This window comes from Fontimonas thermophila (assembly GCF_900113085.1).
Taxonomy (GTDB): domain Bacteria; phylum Pseudomonadota; class Gammaproteobacteria; order Nevskiales; family Nevskiaceae; genus Solimonas; species Solimonas thermophila.
Genome location: NZ_FOOC01000001.1, coordinates 134157 through 152630, shown reverse-complemented (window position 1 = coordinate 152630; position 18474 = coordinate 134157). Strand labels below are relative to the sequence as shown.

The window sequence follows — 18474 nt, the reverse complement described above, 5'->3', positions numbered from 1 at the left end:
GATGGATGGATCAAACGCGCCAGCATGTTGGCACGACGTCTGCGGGCTCGACGACATCTGGCCGGATACCGGTGTCTGCGCGCGCATCGCGGGCCGGCAGGTCGCGGTGTTCCGCTTGCGCGATGACCGGTTGTTCGCCCTCGACAATTACGATCCGGCGGCGGACGCCAACGTGCTGTCGCGCGGACTGGTCGGCAATCTCGGCGAGCGTCTGGTCGTGGCCTCGCCGGTGTACAAGCATCACTACGATCTCGTCACCGGCGCGTGCCTGGACGATCCGGCGCTCGCGGTGCGCGCCTACCGCGTGCGCTTGGTCGATGGCCGCGTGCAGGTCGCCGTATGACCACGGCGATTCCCGCGCGGGCGCTGCCGGGGCCCATGCGCGAGCACCTCACCGGCGTCGATCGCCGCATGGGCGAGGCCGCCAGCGCTCGCCCCAGGCAGAGGCTCGTCGTCGTCGGCAATGGCATGGCCGGCATGCGCACGGTCGAGGAGCTGCTCAAGCTCGACGCCAGCGTGTACGACATCACCGTGTTCGGCGCCGAGCCGCACGGAAATTACAACCGCATCCTGCTGTCGCCGCTGCTCGCCGGTGAAAAACGCCTCGACGACATCATGCTCCATCCGCACGCGTGGTATGCGGCCAATGGCATCACGCTGCACGCCGGCGATCCCATCGTCGCCATCGACCGTACGCGCCGGATCGTGATCTCGCGCAGCGGGCGCAAGGCGGCTTATGACCGGCTGCTGCTCGCGACCGGATCCAGGCCGTTCGTGATTCCGGTGCCGGGCGCCGATCTGCCCGGCGTCGTCGCGTTCCGTGCCATCGAGGATGTCGAGGCGATGCTCACGGCGGCGCGCACGCGGCGCAAGGCCGTGGTCATCGGCGGGGGTCTGCTCGGGCTGGAGGCGGCCCATGGGCTCAAGCGTCGGGGCATGGACGTGACCGTCGTGCACGTCATGGATCGGCTGATGGAGCGCCAGCTCGATGCGCCGGCGGCCGCGCTGCTGCGCGAAGCGCTGGAGCGGCGCGGTATCCGCGTCCTGCTCAAGGCCGACACTGCCGCGATCCTGGGACGCGATCGCGTCGCCGGGCTGCGCTTCAAGGACGGCCGCGAGATCGAGGCCGATCTCGTCGTCATGGCGGTCGGCATCCGTCCGAACGTCGAGCTGGCCCGGCAGGCCGGCCTGTACTGCGAGCGCGCGATCGTCGTCGACGACACGTTGCAGACGCTGTCCGATCCGCGCATCTACGCCGTCGGCGAGTGCGTGCAGCACCGCAAGGCGACGTTCGGATTGGTCGCACCGATCTGGGAGCAGGCGCGCGTCTGCGCCGCACATCTGGCCGGATACGGCCATCGTCGCTTCGTGCAGACGGCCACGGCGACCCAGCTCAAGGTGAGCGGAATCGATGTGTTTTCCGCGGGCGAGTTCGGCGGCGGCGACGGCACCGAGGATCTGGTGTTCCGCGACGCGCGCCGTGGAACGTACAAGCGCCTGGTGCTCAAGGACGGGTGTCTGGTCGGCGCCGTGCTCTACGGCGATGTCGGCGACGGTGCGTGGTACTTCGAGCTGATGCGCCGGCGCGCCGATGTGTCGCGCCTGCGCAGCCGCCTCGTGTTCGGGCGCGCGTTCTGTGCGGATGCACCGTGATGAGCGCGCCCGTGAGAACCACCTGCCCGTATTGCGGCACCGGCTGCGGGGTGGTGGCGCGCGTTGCGGCGGACGGCATCGCCATCGCCGGCGATGCGGCGCATCCGGCCAATGCCGGACGGCTGTGTGTCAAGGGTTCCGCGCTCGGGGAGACGCTGGTGCCGGATGGACGGCTGCTGTATCCCAAGCTGCGCGGTGCCGACGGGACGCTGCAGCGCACGAGCTGGGATACCGCACTCGATCACGTCGCCGGCGCACTGCGCCGGATCATCGACACGCACGGTCCCGACGCCGTCGCGTGGTATGTCTCCGGGCAGTTGCTGACCGAGGATTACTACGTCGCCAACAAGCTGGTGAAGGGCTATGTCGGCACGGCGAACATCGACACCAATTCGCGGCTGTGCATGGCCTCCGCGGTGGCCGGACACCAGCGCGCCTTCGGTGAGGACATCGTGCCGGTGTCCTATGAGGATCTCGAACAGGCGGATCTGGTCGTGCTGGTCGGCTCCAACACCGCCTGGTGCCATCCGGTTCTCTACCAGCGCATCGTCGCGGCCAAGGCACAGCGGCCGCAGATGAAGATCGTGGTCGTCGATCCGCGGCGCACCGCGACGACGGACATCGCCGATCTGCATCTGCCGCTGCGCCCCGGCACCGATGTCTGGCTGTTCAACGGACTGCTGGCGTTTCTGCACCAGCACGGGGTCGTCGATCCGGCGTTCGTCGAGCGCCACACCGTCGGCGTTGCGCGCGCGCTCGCCGTCGCCGACGCCACTGCCGGCAGCGTGCGCGCGGTGGCCAGCGCCTGCCGGATCGACACCTCCGCGCTCACCGAGTTCTATCGCCTGTTCGCACGCACCGAGCGTGTGGTCACGGCATTCTCGATGGGCGTGAACCAATCGTCCGCCGGCACCGACAAGGTCAACAGCATCATCAACTGCCATTTGCTGACCGGCCGCATCGGCAAGCCCGGCATGGGGCCGTTCTCGCTCACCGGCCAGCCCAATGCGATGGGCGGGCGTGAGGTCGGCGGGCTCGCCACCATGCTCGCCGCGCACCTGGGCCTGGACGACGCGCGCCACCGTGCGCTCGTGCAGCGCTTCTGGAACAGCCCGCGCATCCCGACCCGGCCGGGGCTCAAGGCCGTGGAGCTGTTCGATGCCATCGACGATGGCCGCGTCAAGGCGGTATGGATCATGGCGACCAACCCGGTGGTGAGCCTGCCCGACGCCGACAAGGTCAAGCGCGCGCTGAAAAAGTGCGAGCTCGTGGTCGTCTCCGACGTCATCGAACACACCGACACGACCGCCTACGCACACGTGCTGCTGCCGGCGCTGGCCTGGGGCGAGAAGGATGGCACCGTCACCAACTCCGAGCGCCGCATCTCGCGCCAGCGCGCGTTCCTGCCCGCACCCGGCGAAGCCAGGCCAGACTGGTGGATGCTCGCCGAGGTGGGCAAGCGCTGGGGCTATGCCGAGGCGTTCCGCTACACCGGGCCGCACCAGATCTTCGACGAGCACGCACGCCTGACCGCGTTCGGCAACACCGACGACGAGGTGCCGCGCTATCTCGACCTGGCCGGGCTCGTCGGCATGGACCGCGCCGCCTACGATGCGCTGGCGCCGGTGTGCTGGCCAGTGGCCGCGGGGCAGGCCGGGTCGCGGCCGCTGCGACCTTTCGCGGACGGCCGGTTCTACACGCCCGAGCGCAAGGCGCGCTTCGTGCCGACGCCGCCGCGCGCGCCGGTGCACGCCTGCGACGACGATTACCCGCTGGTCCTCAACACCGGTCGCGTGCGCGACCATTGGCACACGATGACGCGCACGGGTTTGTCGCCACGGCTGGCCACGCACATCGCCGAACCCTATGTCGATCTGCATCCGCAGGATGCATTGCTGTGCGGCGTGCGCGAGGGCGAGCTCGCCTGGGTGTCGACGCGCTGGGGCCGTCTGGTCGCGCGCGTGCGCAGCAGCGGCGAACTGCCGCGCCGCAGCGTCTTCGTGCCCATCCACTGGAATGCGCAGTACGCCTCGGATGCCCGGGTCGGCGCGCTGTGCAATCCGGTGGTCGATCCGGTCTCCGGCGAGCCGGAGTTCAAGCACACTCCGGTGCGTGTCGAGCCGTTTGCGGTGCGCTGGCACGGCTTTTTGCTCAGCCGCACGCCGGTGCCGATGCAGACGCTGACCTGGTGGACACGCGTGACCGGCGCACGGTTCGTGCGCTATGAACTGGCCGGGCGCGAGCCGGTTGACGACTGGGCGGCATGCGCCCGCGACATGCTCGGCGTCGGCGATGCCGATGCCGACTGGATCGAATACGAGGACCGCAGCGTCGGCGTGTTCCGTGCGGCCTGGATCGTCGATGGGCGCATCGCAGCCTGTCTGTTCGTCTCGCCACGCCCCGATCTGCCGTCACGCGCCTGGCTGTCCGGACTGTTTGTCAAGGAGCGTCTCGACGATCGCGACCGGATCGGCCTGCTCGTCGGTGAGCCGCCGGATCGCGACGCCGACACCGGCCCCACGGTCTGCGCCTGCTTTGGCGTCGGCCGCCATGCGATCGTCGGCGCGATTCACGGCGGCTGCCGCACGGTCGAAGCGCTGGGACAGCGCCTGCGCTGCGGCACCAATTGCGGTTCATGTATCCCGGAGCTCAGGGCCCTGATCGCATCGACGCGCGAGCCGGCATGAACGGCGGTGGGTCGCGGACCGTGCTGCGGGATCGATCGGGCCGCAGCCGCGCGCCCACCGACCGTTCCCGCACGCGCGCCGTATGCCCGCTTCAGCGCAACAGCCGGGCGAGTTTCGCATTCATCCGCGCGAGGTGCCGACGATGATCATCCTCGAGCCGCGCATAGGCGCGGATCAGACGCTGGCCGTGTTCGGTGAGCCGTGCGCCGCCGCCGCTGCGGCCGCCGGTCAGACGCGTGACGACGGCGGCGCCGGCGCGCTTGTTCATCGCATCGACGGCGTCCCACGCCGCGCGGTAACTCATGCCCATGGCGAGCGCGGCCTGGCGGATCGAACCAGTCGCCTGGATCAGGCGCAGCAGCTCGATACGGCCGGGACCGGCGAGCGCCTCGTCGCCGGCCATGAGCCAGAACTGCGAACGGACGCTGTATTTTCGATCCGGCATCGCGGTTTTTGCGGTATGGATGCAAGCCCCGATTGTACGGGCCTGGCCGGCAGACCCAGCGCGCTCCCATCGGGAATACGCCAGCGAGCAACGGCTGCCGGCACGATCATCGTTATATATACTCGCGCATAACGCCATGTATGCCGCCTGCGCCATCCACGACGACGTGACCGGGGTCGTTCTCGCCGGTGGGCGCGGCCTGCGGTTCGGCGGTGCCGACAAAGGGCTCGTGGCGTATCGCGGCCGTACGCTCGCCGAGCACCAGCTCGCATTGCTCGCGCCGCAGGTACGGCGTGTGCTGATCAGCGCCAACCGCAATCTCGCGCGCTATCGCAGCTTCGGCGTCGAGGTGGTCACCGACGGTCAACCGGGCTGGTTCGGCCCACTCGCCGGCATGCTCGCGGCGGCGCGCCGTGCCGACACGCCGTGGCTGGTCTGCGTCGCCTGCGACACGCTCGGACTGCCGGCCGACAGTGTCGCGCGGCTGATCCGCTCGGCATGCCGCGCCGGGGCGAGCGCTGCGTATGCGCTCGCCGACGACGGCCCCCATTACACCGTGTGCGCACTGCGCACCGATCTCGCAGGCAGCTTGCAGGACGCGCTCGCGGCCGGACGTTACGCCGTGCGCGCGTTTTTGTTTTCGCAGCACGCGGTGGCCGCGGATTTTCGCGACCATGCCCTGGTCAATGCCAACGGCCCAGAGGCGCTGGCATGACGGTCATGAACGCGCATGTCCGCAATCCGTCCGCTGTCCCGGAGCCGGGCTTGCGCGACGCCCATGGCCGCACCAAACGCAAACTGCGGCTGTCGCTGACCGACCGCTGCAACCTGCGCTGTGTCTATTGCATGCCGGAACATCCGCGCTGGCTGCCGCGCGATGAACTCCTGCGCCGCGAAGAGCTGCTGCAGCTTGCGCAGGTATTCGTTGCCGAGCTCGGCATCCGCGAGATCCGTCTCACCGGCGGCGAGCCGCTGCTGCGCGCGGATGTCGTCGAGATCGTCGCGCTGCTCGGCCGACTGCGCGCACTCGGGCTCGAACGCATCGCGATGACCAGTAACGGCGTGCCGCTCGCGCGTCACGCCGTCGCGCTGCGCGCCGCGGGTCTGGATGATCTCAACGTCAGCCTCGATGCGGTCACGCCGGAGGCGTTCCGCAGGCTCACCGGTGGCGAGCTGGCGCCGGTGCTGCGCGGCATCGATGCGGCCCGCGCGGCCGGCCTGCCGGTGAAAATCAACAGCGTGATCCTGCGCGGGCACAACGAGGACGAGGTTTTGCCACTGGTGCGCTGGGCGATGGCCGAGGGCATCACGCTGCGCTTCATCGAATTCATGCCGCTCGACGGGCGCGGCTACTGGAACGACGCGCGCGTCGTGCGCGAGGACAGCATCCTCGAACGGCTGCGCGCGCACTACACGGTGCACGCCGAACCGCCGACCGACGATCCGGCCCATTATTACCTGCTCGACGGCCGCTATCGCCTGGGCATGATCTCGACCATCTCCAAACCGTTTTGCCGGCGCTGCGACCGCGTGCGGCTGTCGGCGACCGGGATGCTGTATGCCTGTTTGTTCGCGCAAACTGGCGCCGATCTGCGCACGCCCCTGCGCGCCGGCGCCGGCGTCGATGAGTTGCGGCAGCTGATCCGCGCCCATGTCTGGCACAAGCAGGCCGGCTATGCCGAGCGGCCCGGCTATGTCGAGCGGCCGGTCACGATGCACATGCTGGGAGGCTGAACGCGATGCAAATCGCCGTGCACTGCTATGGCGCAACTCGCCTGCACACCGGATCGGACACGCTGATGCTGTCGCTACCCGAACCGGCGACGGTCGCCGATGCGCTGGCCGCGCTCGCCAGCCGGAGCGAGGCCTTCGCCGCGCTGCTCAAGCAGTGCGCGGTGGCTATTGGCGATGAACTGGTGCGGCGCACGCATCCGCTCAAGCCGGGCGACGAGCTGGCGCTGCTGCCGCCGGTGGCCGGAGGCTGAGGATGGATGATCTCGCCTTCGATGCGCCGCGCATCCAGGAGCGGCCGCTTGTACTCGATGAGCTGCTCGTGCCCGCGCGCGACGACTGCGGAGCGCTGGCGATTTTCGCCGGCACCGTGCGCAACCATCACGACGGCAAGCCGGTGACCCATCTGATCTACACCGCGCACGTGCGTCTGGCCGACAAGATGATCCGGGCCATCGAGCAGGAAATCGGCATGCGTCACGGCGTGCCGCTGTGCCGCGTCGTCCACCGCATCGGGCGACTGGCGATCGGCGAGGTGGCGATCTATGCGGTGGTGCGCGCACCGCACCGCGCCGAGGCCTTTGCCGCGCTGCGCGCCGCCGTCGATGCGGTCAAGCACCGCGTGCCGATCTGGAAAGAAGAGTTCTATGCCGACGGCACGAGTGCCTTCGTCACCGGCTGCTGCATCGCCGAGCCGGAAGCCGCGGCGCACGGCGACGCACACCATTCCCATTCACACTGAACGCGGCGCGCCCGTCTGGCCCGCCGGTGCGGACATATCCATGAAAGACATCACGCTCAAGCCGACGACGCTGCGCAGCGCCACTGCGAGCGGGCGCATCTGTCTCGGCGCCGAGGGCGTTGCCCTAGTGCGCGAACGCCGGGTGGACAAGGGTGACGTTCTGGAAACCGCGCGCATCGCCGGCATCCTCGCGGTCAAGCACACGGCGGCGTGGCTGCCGCACTGTCACCCGATCCCGGTACTCGACGCCGAGCTGCGTTTTGCATTCGCGGACGATGCGCTCGCCATCGAAGCGCGCGTGCGCACGATCGCCGCGACCGGCGTGGAAATGGAAGCGCTGACCGCGGTGAGTGCGGCGGCGCTGTGCGTTTACGACATGATGAAGCCACACGTCGCCACCGAGGTGCTGCGCATCGAGGACATCCGGCTCACGGAGAAAACCGGCGGCAAATCGCAATTCGGACGCCGGCTCGCGAATGCCCGCGCCGCCGTCATCGTGCTCTCCGACACCGTTGCCGCCGGCAAGAAACCCGATACCGCCGGCAAGGCGGTGGCCGAGGGTCTCGGTCAGGCCGGATTCACGATTGCCGGATACGAGGTGCTGCCCGACGAACCGGCGCAGCTCGATACGCGCCTGCGCGCCTGGCTCGCACAAGCGCCGGAGCTGATCGTCACCGTCGGCGGCACCGGCGTCGGCCCGCGCGACAAGACCGTCGAGACGGTGCGGCCGCTGTTGTCCACGGAGTTGCCTGGGCTGATGGAAGCGGCGCGCGCCTTCGGCCAGGCGCGCACGCCGTATGCGATGCTCTCCCGCGGCATCGCCGGTCTGGCCGGCAACACCGTGATCTGCACCTTCCCCGGCTCGCGCAAGGGCGCCGAGGAGACCCTGGCGGCGCTGCTGCCGGGATTGGTGCACCTGATCGAGGTCTGCCGCATCGGGCGGCCGCATCCTGGGGGTTACACATGAGCGCTGGCGTGCGCGGATGCGGCGCCGTTTGGGCGGGCGCGCCTGATGGGGTCTCGTCAGCCGGGGTGATGGTGGCATGATCTCCGTCGATGAGGCGCTGGCGCGGGTGCTCGCGGCGACCCCGCCGCTGCCGGTACGGCAGGTTGCGCTCGACGCTGCGCTCGGCTGCGTGCTGGCGCAGCCGGCGTACACGGCGCAGCCCCTGCCGCCATTCGATCAGAGCGGCGTCGATGGCTATGCCGTGCGCCATGCCGATCTGGCCACCGTGCCGGTCCGCCTGCCACTCGGCACGACGGTTGCGGCCGCCGCGCAGACGCAGCGGCCTCACCTTGCGCCGGGCACGGCGGTGCGCATTCTCACCGGCGGCTGGCTGCCGGATGGCGCCGATACCGTCGTGCGCCAGGAGCTGACCCACCGCGAGGACGGATGCATCGTCGTGCGCGAAGCCGTTGCGCCCGGCGCCGACGTTCGCCGCTGCGGCGAGGAAATGCCGTCCGGTGCGATCATCGCGCCGGCGGGGACGCCCGTCACGCCGGGGCTCGTCGGCGCGCTCGCGCTCGCCGGCGTGCGCGAGGTCACCGTTTACGCCCGGCCGCGGATCGTCGTGCTGGTCACCGGCGACGAGGTCGTCGCCCATGGCGCGCCCCTGGCACCGGGGCAGATCCCGGATGCCAACGGGCCGCTGCTCGCCGCCTATCTCGGGGCCTGGGGCTGTCCGCCGCTGCGCATCGAGCATGTCCCCGATCGGCAGGAGGCGGTGCGCGATGCGCTCGCACGCGCGTTCGCCGCGGCCGATCTCGTGCTCACCACTGGCGGCGTCTCGGTCGGCGACTACGATTTCATCCCCGCCGTGGCCGAACAACTGGGCGCAACGCCGCTGCTGTGGAAGGTCGCCCAAAAACCCGGCATGCCGCTCTACGTCGCCCGCTGCGGACAGGCTTTGCTGTTCGGCCTGCCCGGCAATCCGGCCTCGGTGCTGGTGAACCTGCACGTGTATGTGCGCGCATCGCTCGACCGCATGTGCGGCCTTGATCCGGCACGGCGCTGGCGCTGGGCGCGTGCGCCGCACACCCTCAGGCGCGAGGCGCAGAAAACCTTCTGGCTGCGTGCGCGCATCGTCTATGCGGATGATGGCGTGCTACGCGTCGAGCCGCTGCACGGCCAAGCTTCACACATGCTCGGCAATCTGGCGCAGGCCGATGCGCTGGTGCGCGTGCCGGGTCTGCACGAGGCAGCGCCGGTGGAGATCGTGCGCTGGCTCGCGTTCACGCCTTGTTGAACGATGGCTTGAACGACGGCGGCGTCAGCCGGATGCGTGGCGTCTGAACAGGCGCATGATGAGGGCCACGCCCAGACCCCAGGCGCCGTTGAGCAGCAGCGCACCGATGAGGATCGACGGGTCGAAGCCGCCGGCCGGGCCCATGCCCTTGAGTGGCATGACCACGAACCAGGCGACCAGACTCGGGGCGAGCGCACCGATCGTGAGTGCGAGCACCCACTGCCGCGCTCCGCCGCTGCGGGCGATCACGGCCCACAGCGCGATCCCCCACAGCCCGCCCCAGAACGCCAGCGATATTACGCTGGGCACACCCAGCGGTGGCACCGGCGCGAGATTCCACGGTGCGCGCGCCGTCCAGCCGGCGCCGTGCAGCACGGCGAGCAAGCCCTGGTGAAAGAGCAAGGTCGAGCCGAATCCGGCGACGAAGGCTTTGAGGAAGGTCGGCATCGGGCGTCCTACGCATGATGGATGCGGGTGTCAGTCTGCCCGATCTTCCGCGGGTCCGGCGCGGTCAAGCGCTGCGGGGCGTGAACCGCAGGGCGGCGGAGTTGATGCAGTAGCGGTACCCGGTCGGGGGCGGACCGTCGGGAAAAACGTGCCCCAGATGGGCGTCGCAGCGGGCGCACAAGACCTCGATGCGGCGCATGCCGTGGCTCAAGTCCTCGCGGGTGGCGATGTGGGCGGGCTGTACCGGCGCGAAGAAGCTGGGCCAGCCGGTGCCGGATTCGAACTTGGTGCGGGCGTCGAACAGGGGTAGATCACAGCAGACGCAGTGGTAAACCCCATCGCGATGGTCATTCCAGTACGCGCCGGTGAACGCGCACTCGGTTGCGCCCTGGCGGGTCACGCGGTACTGCTCCTCGGTGAGCTGGGCACGCCATTGCGCGTCGGTTTTCACGATCTTGTCCATCCGATTCTCCGGTGAGGGCATGCGCATGTTCGCGGATCTGCGGTTAGGCTAGGCACCAAACGACGATACCCGGAGAGCGATCATGCTGACCATGCTCGGTGGTGCGGCCGCGGCGAGTGCGTTCGCGGCGATTGTGGCGGACTGGAATGAGTCCAGGCCCAAGGTTTTCTACTTGCTCAAGCCGCTGACGACGATTCTGATCGCGGCCATCGCCGCGCAGGCACCGGCTTCTGCGTACCGCGATTGGCTGCTCGCCGGGCTGGTGCTGTCGCTGCTCGGCGATATTTTCCTGATGTTCGACAGGACCGCGTTTTTCATCGGCGGACTGGCGAGTTTTTTGCTCGCGCACTTGGTGTTCATGTGGGCGTTCGTGCACGGGCTTTCCGCGCCGGTGCTGCCGCCGTGGGCTTGGGGTTTCGTGGCCTACGGCGTGGTCTTCGCGGCGATCCTGCTGCCGCGCGCCGGAGCGCTCAAGCTGCCGGTGCTCGTCTATGGCGCCGTGCTGACCGCGATGGCGGTCACCGCTGCGATGCGCGCCGCCACGCTCGGCGACACCGGCGCGCGGCTTGCGCTCGCCGGTGCGGTGCTGTTCGTGCTGTCGGATTCGGCGCTGGGTGCGCGCAAGTTCATTGCCCCTTATCCCGGGGCGCAGGGGTTGATCCTGTCCACCTACTGGGCGGCGATCGGCTTGATCGCCGCCTCGGCGCTATACGTCGCTGCTTAGGACACGCGGGACACGACGCGCGTTAGTGCCGGGCCAGCAGGGCTTCGATGTCCTTGCGGATGGCATCGAGCGATTCGTGCAGGGGTACCGCCTGGCGCGGCGTGGCGCCGTTGACCAGCGCGGCGAACGCGATCCAGCCGCCGTTTTGCTTGCGCAGATAGCCGGCCATGCCGAACACCGTGCGCGGCTCGCTGAGGGTGCCGGTTTTGAGCGCGACGCGGGTTTTCCAGGCCGCGCTGCCGGCGCGCAGATAGGCATTGGGCGCCTGTCCGGGGACGACCAGGCCGCCGTAGAACACCGGAAACGTCTGCGTCTGGCGGTACTCATACGCGAGCAGCGCGACCAGATCCTGCGCGGACAGCCGGTTCTCCGGCGTCAATCCGCTACCGCTCAGCAGCCGGGGGCGTGTGCCATCGTCGGCATAGCCGGCCTGCCGGCGCGCGCGCAGCACGAGCTCGGCGAGTGGTTCGCTGGCGCGCGCCAGGGTCGTCACCGGCTCGGGTGTGCGCTCGGCGGCCATCGCCAGTGTCAGTACGTCGGCGATGTAGTTGTTGGAGTAACGCAGCAGATCGGTGATTTGCGCGCGCAGCGGGCGGCCTTCGATGGCGGCAAGCGGCCGCGCGCCGCGCGGGATGGCGTCGTCGTCGATGCGCACGCCGCCGGTTAAGGTGACGCCGAGCTCGCCGAGCATCTGGCGCAGCAACAGGCCGGCGCCGAGGGCCGGATCGGCCATCGAACGGTACAGGCGCGCGCCCGCGCCATCGGCGCGGATGTCGCCGCCCATGACCAGGGCCTCGCCATCGCTGCGCTTCACGCGGTCCAGCCACAGCCAGGTGCCGCGGCGTACCTCGCGGGTCTGGATCGCGCCCGTGAGCGGAATCGGGACATCGACGGCAGCGCAGCTTTGGATTCGTGCCGCTGCGCCGGGTTGCGTTGGCTTTACATCGACGCACCAGGTGCCGTAATCGACACCGACGGCCGCCAACGGCGCATCGTAAGCGGTGTGGCTGCGCGCCAGCGCCTCGCAGCGGTCGCGGGTTTCACAGCCGAGCCGGCCAAATGGCGCAGTGCTGACGACGAGATCGCCCGCGACGCTGCGTATCCCGGACTGCTTGATCTGCGCGGCGAGCACCCACAGCGCCGCATGATCGAGCGTGGCATCGCCCTCGCTGTAGACGACCAGATCGCCTTGCAAATCACCTTCGTCGAGCCTGCCCGTGCCGACGACGCGGGTCACGAAGGTTTTGTCGATCGGCCAGGTTTCCAGCGCGGCGGCGGCGAGCACCAGCTTGCTCACCGAGGCCGGCGACAGGCGCGTTTGGGCATCGAGCGTCTGCAGGGTTTGGCCGGTGTCGAGATCCACTGCGGCGGCGGTCACATGGGCGCCGCGCCGGGCCTTGAGTGCGGCCAGCGCATCCCAGCCGGCGTGAGCGGGCGCGGCAGCGCCGATGACGGCACCGGCGCAAAGAACGGCGAGCAAGGGTTTTGAGAACAGCATTTTTCAGCGAAGAGGGTTGTTGCGCGATCGCGCCAGCAATCCGGCGCAAGCGGCGCAGCCTGACTCAATCCAGCGAAGCCACCCAGATCGCGGCGAGGCGTTCGAGCCCCTCGCGATCCTGTTCGTCGAAACGCGCCCGGCGCGGGCTGTCGAGGTCGAGCACGCCGAGCAGCGTATCGCCGCGCAGCAGTGGCACGACGATTTCCGAGTTCGACGCGGGGTCGCAGGCAATGTGCCCGGGGAAGGTGTGGACGTCATCGACGCGCTGCGTCTGCCGTGTCGCCGCGGCGGTGCCGCAAACACCCTTGCCGAGTGGGATGCGCACGCAGGCAGGCTTGCCCTGGAACGGGCCGAGCACGAGTTCGCGGTTCTCGCGCAAAAAATAAAAGCCGGCCCAGTTGAGGTCGGGCACGCCGTGCCAGATCAGCGCGGCGAGGTTGGCGGCATTGGCGACGATGTCGCGCTCACCGTGCAGCAGCGATGCCGCCTGCTGGGCCAGTTCGTCGTAGAGCGCGCGCTTGTCATGGACGGGCAGTGGCCCGAGCGTGAAACTCATCCGTATCGGCTCGTGGGCAACAAGGCGCGCCAGTATAGGCGAGACCCAATGCAGTAGGATCCGAATCCGCGGTAACGTTCGGGCGGCGGCCTGGTGGAATTTCCGGGCAGTCACGGACGCGCATCCCACGTAAGCTGCATGGCATCGAGTCCAAGACCCTTATGAGGAAACCCATGCGCTCATGGATCATCGGCGCGCTCGGCGCGTTGCTGCTGTCGGCCTGTGGCAAGGCGGAGAAAACCGCACCCGCCCCGGCGCCCGCGCCCCAGGTGCGGCCATCCGGCATCGACAAGACCCAGTTCGATCCCACGGTGCGTCCGCAGGATGATTTCTACCGCCATGTCAACGGCACCTGGCTGCGCAACAATCCGGTGCCCGCGGACAAGTCCAACTATGGCGCGTTCACCAAACTCGCCGACGACGCCGAGCAGCAGTTGCGTGCGATCATCGAGGAAGCCGCCGCCAAGCCCGACAAACAGCCGGGTTCCGACGAACAAAAAGTCGGCGACTTCTATACCGCGTTCATGAACGAGGCGCGCGCCGACGAGCTCGGCATAAAACCGCTCGAATCCGAGCTCGCGCGCATCGATGCGATCCAGGACAAAAAGGCGCTCGCCGGCGTGTTCGCGCAGCTGGCGCGCATCGGCGTGGATCTGATTCCCGGCTACATCGACACCGACGCCAAGAACGCCACGCAGTACATGGTCTATCTGTTCCAGGGCGGCACGGGGCTGCCGGACCGCGACTACTACCTCGACAAAGGCGAGAAGTTCGCGCAGATCCGCCGCCAGTACGAGGCACACATCGGCAACATGCTTAGGCTCGCCGGCATCGACCGCCCGCAGGATCTGGCCAAGGCGATTGTCGCGCTGGAGACGCAGCTCGCCGAGAAGCAGTGGACCAAGGTCGATTCACGCGATGCGGAGAAGACCTACAACAAATATGCCTTCGAGGATCTGCCCAAGCTGATGCCGAATTTCGACTGGCCGGCGTACATCGACACCACCGGTATCCGCAAGTCCCCGGGCATCGTCATCGCCCAGCCCAGTTTCTTCGCGGCGTTCGACGCGATTCTGCAGAAAGCCGACCTCGCCACGCTCAAAGCCTGGATGAAGTGGCATTTGCTCAGGGCGTATGCGCCGTTTCTCTCCAAACCGTTCGTGGATGAAAACTTCGCGTTCTATGGCCGTGTGCTCAATGGCATCGTCGAGCTCAAGCCGCGCTGGAAGCGCGGTGTCGAGGCCACCGAGGCCGCGCTCGGCGAGGTGCTCGGCCGCATTTATGTCGCGCGGCATTTCCCGCCGCAGGCCAAGGCGCGCATGGAAGAGCTGGTGCGCAATCTGGTCAAGGCCTACGAGGTGAGCATCCGCGAGCTGGACTGGATGAGCGACGCCACCAAGCAAAAGGCGCTGGAGAAGCTCGCCAAGTTCACGCCCAAGATCGGCTATCCGAACAAGTGGAAGGACTATTCCGCGCTCACCGTGGCCGCGGATGATCTGGTCGGCAACGTCATGCGTTCGCGCCAGGTCGAGCACGACCGCCAGACCGCCAAGCTCGGCGGCCCGATCGACCGCGAGGAATGGTTCATGACGCCGCAGACGGTCAATGCCTACTACAACCCGGGCATGAACGAGATCGTGTTCCCGGCCGCGATCCTGCAGCCGCCGTTCTTCGACATGAATGCCGACGATGCAGTGAATTACGGCGGCATCGGGGCGGTGATCGGCCACGAGATCGGGCACGGATTCGACGACCAGGGTTCCAAGTACGACGGCGACGGCAACCTGCGCTCGTGGTGGACCGAAGAAGACCGCAAGCGCTTCGAGGCGCGCACCCGGGCGCTGATCGCGCAGTACGACGCCTACGAAGCCTTGCCCGGCCACCACGTCAATGGCGCGTTCACGATCGGCGAGAACATCGGTGACCTGGGCGGGCTGTCGATCGCGCTCAAGGCCTACAAAATGGCGCATCCGGACAGCCCGGTGATCGACGGATTCACCGGCGAGCAGCGCGTGTTCATCGGCTGGGCGCAGATCTGGCGGCGCAACTACAAGGACGAAAACCTGCTGCAGCGGCTCAAGTCCGATCCGCATGCGCCGTCGGAATTCCGCTGCAACGGCATCGTCCGCAACATTCCCGAGTGGTACCACGCCTTCGACGTCAAGCCCGGCGACAAGCTTTATCTCGCGCCCGAGCAGCGCGTGAAAATCTGGTAGGCAGATACAAGGCCGCCCCGCCGGCGTAAAAAAGCCCGGTGGTCTTGGGGGGAGACCAGCGGGCGACGCTTTTCCGGCGTTGGGGGATGCCGGATCCGCCCAGGGAGTGAGGCGGAGAGCGGGACAGGGAGGATCACCGCTCGCAGGCTTAGATGGGGTCGGTGCCAGGAAGTTCCAAACCCGCCGGCGGCGAGGTGCCCGCGCCGCGCCGGCTGAACGCCAACTGAACCTTGCCCATCAAGGGCTTGCGCCGGCCGGCGGTACCGCCGGGCGCCGCCCGCCCCCGGTTCTCCGACAAAATTTCGTTTATGCAGCGCTACTTGCGTGCCCGATGGGGGTATGGGAGGCGTCCCAGTCGGGGCCCAGCCCCCAGTCGGCGACGAGCGGTACCGCCAGAGGGGATATACGGCACATGCGCTGTGCGATCTCCGGGGCCAGGGCCGACAGCCGCGGCAACGGCCCCTCGAACACCAACTCGTCGTGAACTTGCATGATCATGCGCACTTCTGGCGCGTTCTGCTCCAAAAAGCGGGCAACGTCGATCATCGCCAGCTTGATCAGATCGGCTGCCGTGCCTTGTAGTGGAGCATTGATCGCGGTGCGCTCGGCGTACTGGCGCAGCCCCGGGTTGCGGGAGTGGATGTCCTTCAGGTACAGCCGGCGGCCGAACAGGGTTTCGACATAGCCGCGCTCGTGCGCCGCCGCCCGCGTCGCTTCCATGAAGCTGCGCACGCCCGGGTAGCGGCTGAAGAAGCGGTCGATGTAATCCTGGGCTTCCGCGCGCGTGATGCCGAGCTGGCGGGCCAGCCCGAACGCCGACATGCCATAGATCAGGCCGAAGTTGATCGCCTTGGCGGCGCGGCGGCGCTCGGCGGGTACGGCAGCGATGGGCAGGCCGAAGACTTCGGCGGCCGTGGCCTGGTGGATGTCCAGGCCATCGCGGAAGGCCTGCTGCAGCCGCGCGTCGCCAGAGAAATGCGCCATCAGCCGCAGCTCGATCTGCGAGTAGTCGATGGACAACAGGGCCTGCCCCGGTTCGGCGACGAAGGCCTGGCGGATGCGCCGGCCCTCGGCGGTGCGCACTGGGATGTTCTGCAGGTTGGGGTCCGACGACGACAGCCGGCCGGTTGCGGCCACCGCCTGGCCGTAGGAAGTGTGGATGCGCCCGGTGTGCGGGTTCACCGCCTGCGGTAGCTGTTCGGCATAGGTCGAGCGCAGCTTCTGCAGCGCCCGCCAGTCGAGGATCAGCCGCGGCAGCGGGTGGTGGGCGGCGAGCTCGGCGAGCACGTCCTCGGAGGTGGACGGCTCGCCCTTGGGTGTCTTGCCGAGCACCGGCAGCTTGAGTCTCTCGAACAGGATCGCGCCGAGCTGCTTGGGTGAGCCGAGATTGAATTCGCCGCCCGCCTCGGCGAAGCACTGCGCCTGCAGCTCGTCCATGCGCTGCGCCAGTTCCTGGCTGATCGTGCGCAGGAGCGGGACGTCCACCTTGACCCCGGTGCGCTCCATTTGCGCCAGCACCGGCACCAGCGGCATTTCGATGGTTTCGTAAACCCGGCGCAGCGCGGGTTCGGCGCAGATCCGCGGATACAGCACCTGGTGCAGGCGCAGCGTGATGTCGGCATCCTCGGCTGCGTAGGCGGCAGCCTTGTCGATCGGCACCTGGTTGAAGCGGAGCTGATGGCGCCCCGTGCCGGTTACGTCCTCGAAGCTGATCGTGGTGTGGTTGAGGTACTTGCGCGCCAGCGTGTCGAGGTCGTGGCGGTTGGCGGCGGCGTCGAGCACGTAGCTTTGCAGCATCGTGTCGTGGGCGAGGCCGCGTACGTTGACACCGTGCCGGGCGAGCACGTTGAGATCATATTTGGCGTGCTGGGCGAGCTTGGGTTTGCGCGGATTCTCGAGAATCGGCCGCAGGCGCTCCAGCACCCGGCTGCAGGCGAGCTGCGGCGGTGCGCCGAGCGCATCGTGCCCGACCGGGACGTACCAGCCGCGCCCGCTTGCGACGGCAAAGGCAAGGCCGACCAGGCGCGCGCGGTGGGCATCGAGGCTGTCGGTTTCGGTGTCGAAACTGATCAATTCCGCGGCGTCGAGCGCTTCGGCGAGGGCCTCAAGCCCGGCGTCGTCGAGGACGACGATCGGCTGTGTCGGTGGCGAACCCGACGGCGCGGCTGCGGCTGCCGTCCGCGCAGGCACGGCGGGCGCGTCGTCCGCCAGTTCCCCGAGCAGACGGGTGAATTCCAGACGGCGGAAGAGCGCGGCCAGGCGTGCGGTATCGGGCGGGCGCGGCCGCAGGTCGTCGAGCGTCAGCGGCAGTGCCACGTCGCGGCGGATCGTTGCGAGCGTACGCGCCAGTGGCAGCCGGTCGAGGTGCGCGCGCAGATTGTCGCCGACCTTGCCCTTGATGTCGGCGGCATGGGCGATGATGGCGTCGAGCGAGCCGTACTCGGCGAGCCATTTCGCCGCGGTTTTCGGACCGACGCCGGGAATGCCGGGGATGTTGTCGCTGCTGTCGCCCATCAAGGCGAGATAATCGACGATGCGCTCCGGCGGCACGCCGAATTTCTCGACCACGCCCTTGGCATCCAGGCGCTGGTTCTTCATCGTGTCGAGCAGCGCGATGCGCCCATCGACCAGTTGCGCCATGTCTTTGTCGCTGGTGACGATGAGCACGTCTTCTCCGCGCGCGGCCGCGGCCTGGGCGAGCGTGCCGATGACATCGTCGGCCTCGACGCCGTCCACGGTCACGCACGGCAGGCCGAGCGCGTCGATCAGTTCGAGGATCGCCGGGTACTGGGCCGCCAGATCCTCCGGCGTCTGCGTGCGGTTGGCCTTGTAGTCCGCATAGAGGGTGTCGCGGAACGTCTTGCCGGCCGGATCGAACACCACGCAGATGCGCTCCGGCGCATAGTCCTTGAGCAGCTTGCGCAGCATGTTGTGCATGCCGAACACGGCGCCGGTCGGCTCGCCGCGCGAGTTCGTCAGCGGCGGCAGCGCGTGATAGGCGCGGAACAGCCAGCCCGAGCCGTCGATCAGAATCAGCGGTTTCATCGGGCATCCCCCCGACACTGC

General features: G+C 68.4%; 17 protein-coding genes. 11 read left to right on the top strand and 6 right to left on the bottom strand.

All coding sequences use genetic code 11. The features are described 5' to 3' along the window. Position 1 precedes the first annotated feature (1 nt). The 3 genes from nirD (at position 2) to BMZ48_RS00620 (ending at position 4340) form a co-directional block, all read left to right on the top strand. Positions 2-343, top strand: a complete 342-nt coding sequence (nirD, locus tag BMZ48_RS00630; protein WP_091530030.1) for a nitrite reductase small subunit NirD — start codon at positions 2-4, stop codon at positions 341-343. Positions 344-411: 68 nt separating this feature from the next. Beyond that, positions 412-1653: an NAD(P)/FAD-dependent oxidoreductase gene (locus BMZ48_RS00625; protein WP_091530688.1), complete on the top strand. Its 1242-nt coding sequence runs from the start codon at positions 412-414 to the stop codon at positions 1651-1653. Then, on the top strand, positions 1653-4340 hold the full coding sequence (locus tag BMZ48_RS00620; RefSeq protein ID WP_091530029.1) for a nitrate reductase: 2688 nt from the start codon (positions 1653-1655) through the stop codon (positions 4338-4340). The genes BMZ48_RS00625 and BMZ48_RS00620 overlap by 1 nt, the downstream gene beginning before the upstream one ends. 91 nt (positions 4341-4431) lie before the next feature. Here BMZ48_RS00620 and BMZ48_RS00615 read toward each other — a convergent pair whose 3' ends face one another. Further along, positions 4432-4785: a winged helix-turn-helix domain-containing protein gene (locus BMZ48_RS00615; protein WP_091530685.1), complete on the bottom strand. Its 354-nt coding sequence runs from the start codon at positions 4783-4785 to the stop codon at positions 4432-4434. Positions 4786-4921: 136 nt separating this feature from the next. On the opposite strand from BMZ48_RS00615, the gene mobA reads away from it, so the two are divergent. From mobA to BMZ48_RS00585, 6 genes are all read left to right on the top strand, one after another. After that, positions 4922-5500 carry a molybdenum cofactor guanylyltransferase MobA gene (gene mobA / locus BMZ48_RS00610; protein ID WP_159431026.1) on the top strand — a complete coding sequence of 193 codons (579 nt, stop codon included), beginning with the start codon at positions 4922-4924 and terminating at the stop codon, positions 5498-5500. A gap of 5 nt (positions 5501-5505) precedes the next feature. Beyond that, complete coding sequence (moaA, locus tag BMZ48_RS00605) at positions 5506-6519, top strand: GTP 3',8-cyclase MoaA (RefSeq protein WP_091530681.1); 1014 nt, start codon at positions 5506-5508, stop codon at positions 6517-6519. 5 nt (positions 6520-6524) lie between these two features. After that, a complete protein-coding gene (locus tag BMZ48_RS00600; RefSeq protein WP_091530023.1) occupies positions 6525-6770 on the top strand; it encodes a MoaD/ThiS family protein in 246 nt (81 codons plus the stop codon). Between the two features lie 2 nt (positions 6771-6772). Next, positions 6773-7258: a molybdenum cofactor biosynthesis protein MoaE gene (locus BMZ48_RS00595; RefSeq protein ID WP_091530021.1), complete on the top strand. Its 486-nt coding sequence runs from the start codon at positions 6773-6775 to the stop codon at positions 7256-7258. 40 nt (positions 7259-7298) lie between these two features. Further along, the gene (gene moaCB / locus BMZ48_RS00590; RefSeq protein ID WP_091530018.1) at positions 7299-8225 is read left to right on the top strand and encodes a bifunctional molybdenum cofactor biosynthesis protein MoaC/MoaB; all 927 of its coding nucleotides are present in this window, start codon (positions 7299-7301) and stop codon (positions 8223-8225) included. 76 nt (positions 8226-8301) lie between these two features. Continuing rightward, the gene (locus BMZ48_RS00585) at positions 8302-9504 is read left to right on the top strand and encodes a molybdopterin molybdotransferase MoeA (RefSeq protein ID WP_091530015.1); all 1203 of its coding nucleotides are present in this window, start codon (positions 8302-8304) and stop codon (positions 9502-9504) included. A 24-nt stretch (positions 9505-9528) separates the two neighbouring features. On the opposite strand, the gene BMZ48_RS00580 is transcribed toward BMZ48_RS00585, so the two are convergent. After that, positions 9529-9951, bottom strand: a complete 423-nt coding sequence (locus BMZ48_RS00580) for a hypothetical protein (RefSeq protein WP_091530012.1) — start codon at positions 9949-9951, stop codon at positions 9529-9531. A 64-nt stretch (positions 9952-10015) separates the two neighbouring features. Continuing rightward, a complete protein-coding gene (msrB, locus tag BMZ48_RS00575; protein ID WP_091530009.1) occupies positions 10016-10414 on the bottom strand; it encodes a peptide-methionine (R)-S-oxide reductase MsrB in 399 nt (132 codons plus the stop codon). 82 nt (positions 10415-10496) lie between these two features. Between msrB and BMZ48_RS00570 the strand changes: the two genes are divergently transcribed. Continuing rightward, on the top strand, positions 10497-11138 hold the full coding sequence (locus BMZ48_RS00570) for a lysoplasmalogenase (RefSeq protein WP_091530007.1): 642 nt from the start codon (positions 10497-10499) through the stop codon (positions 11136-11138). A gap of 22 nt (positions 11139-11160) precedes the next feature. Here BMZ48_RS00570 and dacB read toward each other — a convergent pair whose 3' ends face one another. Beyond that, positions 11161-12618: a D-alanyl-D-alanine carboxypeptidase/D-alanyl-D-alanine endopeptidase gene (gene dacB, locus BMZ48_RS00565; RefSeq protein ID WP_234981447.1), complete on the bottom strand. Its 1458-nt coding sequence runs from the start codon at positions 12616-12618 to the stop codon at positions 11161-11163. Positions 12619-12700: 82 nt separating this feature from the next. Further along, the gene (locus BMZ48_RS00560; protein WP_091530001.1) at positions 12701-13192 is read right to left on the bottom strand and encodes a GAF domain-containing protein; all 492 of its coding nucleotides are present in this window, start codon (positions 13190-13192) and stop codon (positions 12701-12703) included. Between the two features lie 173 nt (positions 13193-13365). Between BMZ48_RS00560 and BMZ48_RS00555 the strand changes: the two genes are divergently transcribed. Then, positions 13366-15408, top strand: coding sequence for a M13 family metallopeptidase (locus BMZ48_RS00555; protein WP_091529999.1), 2043 nt, complete (start codon positions 13366-13368; stop codon positions 15406-15408). Positions 15409-15714: 306 nt separating this feature from the next. Here the strand turns inward: BMZ48_RS00555 and polA are convergent, their stop codons facing one another. Continuing rightward, a complete protein-coding gene (gene polA, locus BMZ48_RS00550) occupies positions 15715-18453 on the bottom strand; it encodes a DNA polymerase I (RefSeq protein ID WP_091529996.1) in 2739 nt (912 codons plus the stop codon). Positions 18454-18474: the final 21 nt, after the last annotated feature.

Coding starts and splice junctions, on each gene's coding strand:
- mobA (WP_159431026.1), top strand. CDS start 4,922: ATGTATGCCGCCTGCGCCATCCACGACGACGTGACCGGGGTCGTTCTC.
- moaA (WP_091530681.1), top strand. CDS start 5,506: ATGAACGCGCATGTCCGCAATCCGTCCGCTGTCCCGGAGCCGGGCTTG.
- BMZ48_RS00570 (WP_091530007.1), top strand. CDS start 10,497: ATGCTGACCATGCTCGGTGGTGCGGCCGCGGCGAGTGCGTTCGCGGCG.
- moaCB (WP_091530018.1), top strand. CDS start 7,299: ATGAAAGACATCACGCTCAAGCCGACGACGCTGCGCAGCGCCACTGCG.
- BMZ48_RS00580 (WP_091530012.1), bottom strand. CDS start 9,951: ATGCCGACCTTCCTCAAAGCCTTCGTCGCCGGATTCGGCTCGACCTTG.
- msrB (WP_091530009.1), bottom strand. CDS start 10,414: ATGGACAAGATCGTGAAAACCGACGCGCAATGGCGTGCCCAGCTCACC.
- BMZ48_RS00560 (WP_091530001.1), bottom strand. CDS start 13,192: ATGAGTTTCACGCTCGGGCCACTGCCCGTCCATGACAAGCGCGCGCTC.
- nirD (WP_091530030.1), top strand. CDS start 2: ATGGATGGATCAAACGCGCCAGCATGTTGGCACGACGTCTGCGGGCTC.
- BMZ48_RS00620 (WP_091530029.1), top strand. CDS start 1,653: ATGAGCGCGCCCGTGAGAACCACCTGCCCGTATTGCGGCACCGGCTGC.
- BMZ48_RS00585 (WP_091530015.1), top strand. CDS start 8,302: ATGATCTCCGTCGATGAGGCGCTGGCGCGGGTGCTCGCGGCGACCCCG.
- BMZ48_RS00625 (WP_091530688.1), top strand. CDS start 412: ATGGGCGAGGCCGCCAGCGCTCGCCCCAGGCAGAGGCTCGTCGTCGTC.
- BMZ48_RS00615 (WP_091530685.1), bottom strand. CDS start 4,785: ATGCCGGATCGAAAATACAGCGTCCGTTCGCAGTTCTGGCTCATGGCC.
- BMZ48_RS00555 (WP_091529999.1), top strand. CDS start 13,366: ATGCGCTCATGGATCATCGGCGCGCTCGGCGCGTTGCTGCTGTCGGCC.
- BMZ48_RS00595 (WP_091530021.1), top strand. CDS start 6,773: ATGGATGATCTCGCCTTCGATGCGCCGCGCATCCAGGAGCGGCCGCTT.
- polA (WP_091529996.1), bottom strand. CDS start 18,453: ATGAAACCGCTGATTCTGATCGACGGCTCGGGCTGGCTGTTCCGCGCC.
- BMZ48_RS00600 (WP_091530023.1), top strand. CDS start 6,525: ATGCAAATCGCCGTGCACTGCTATGGCGCAACTCGCCTGCACACCGGA.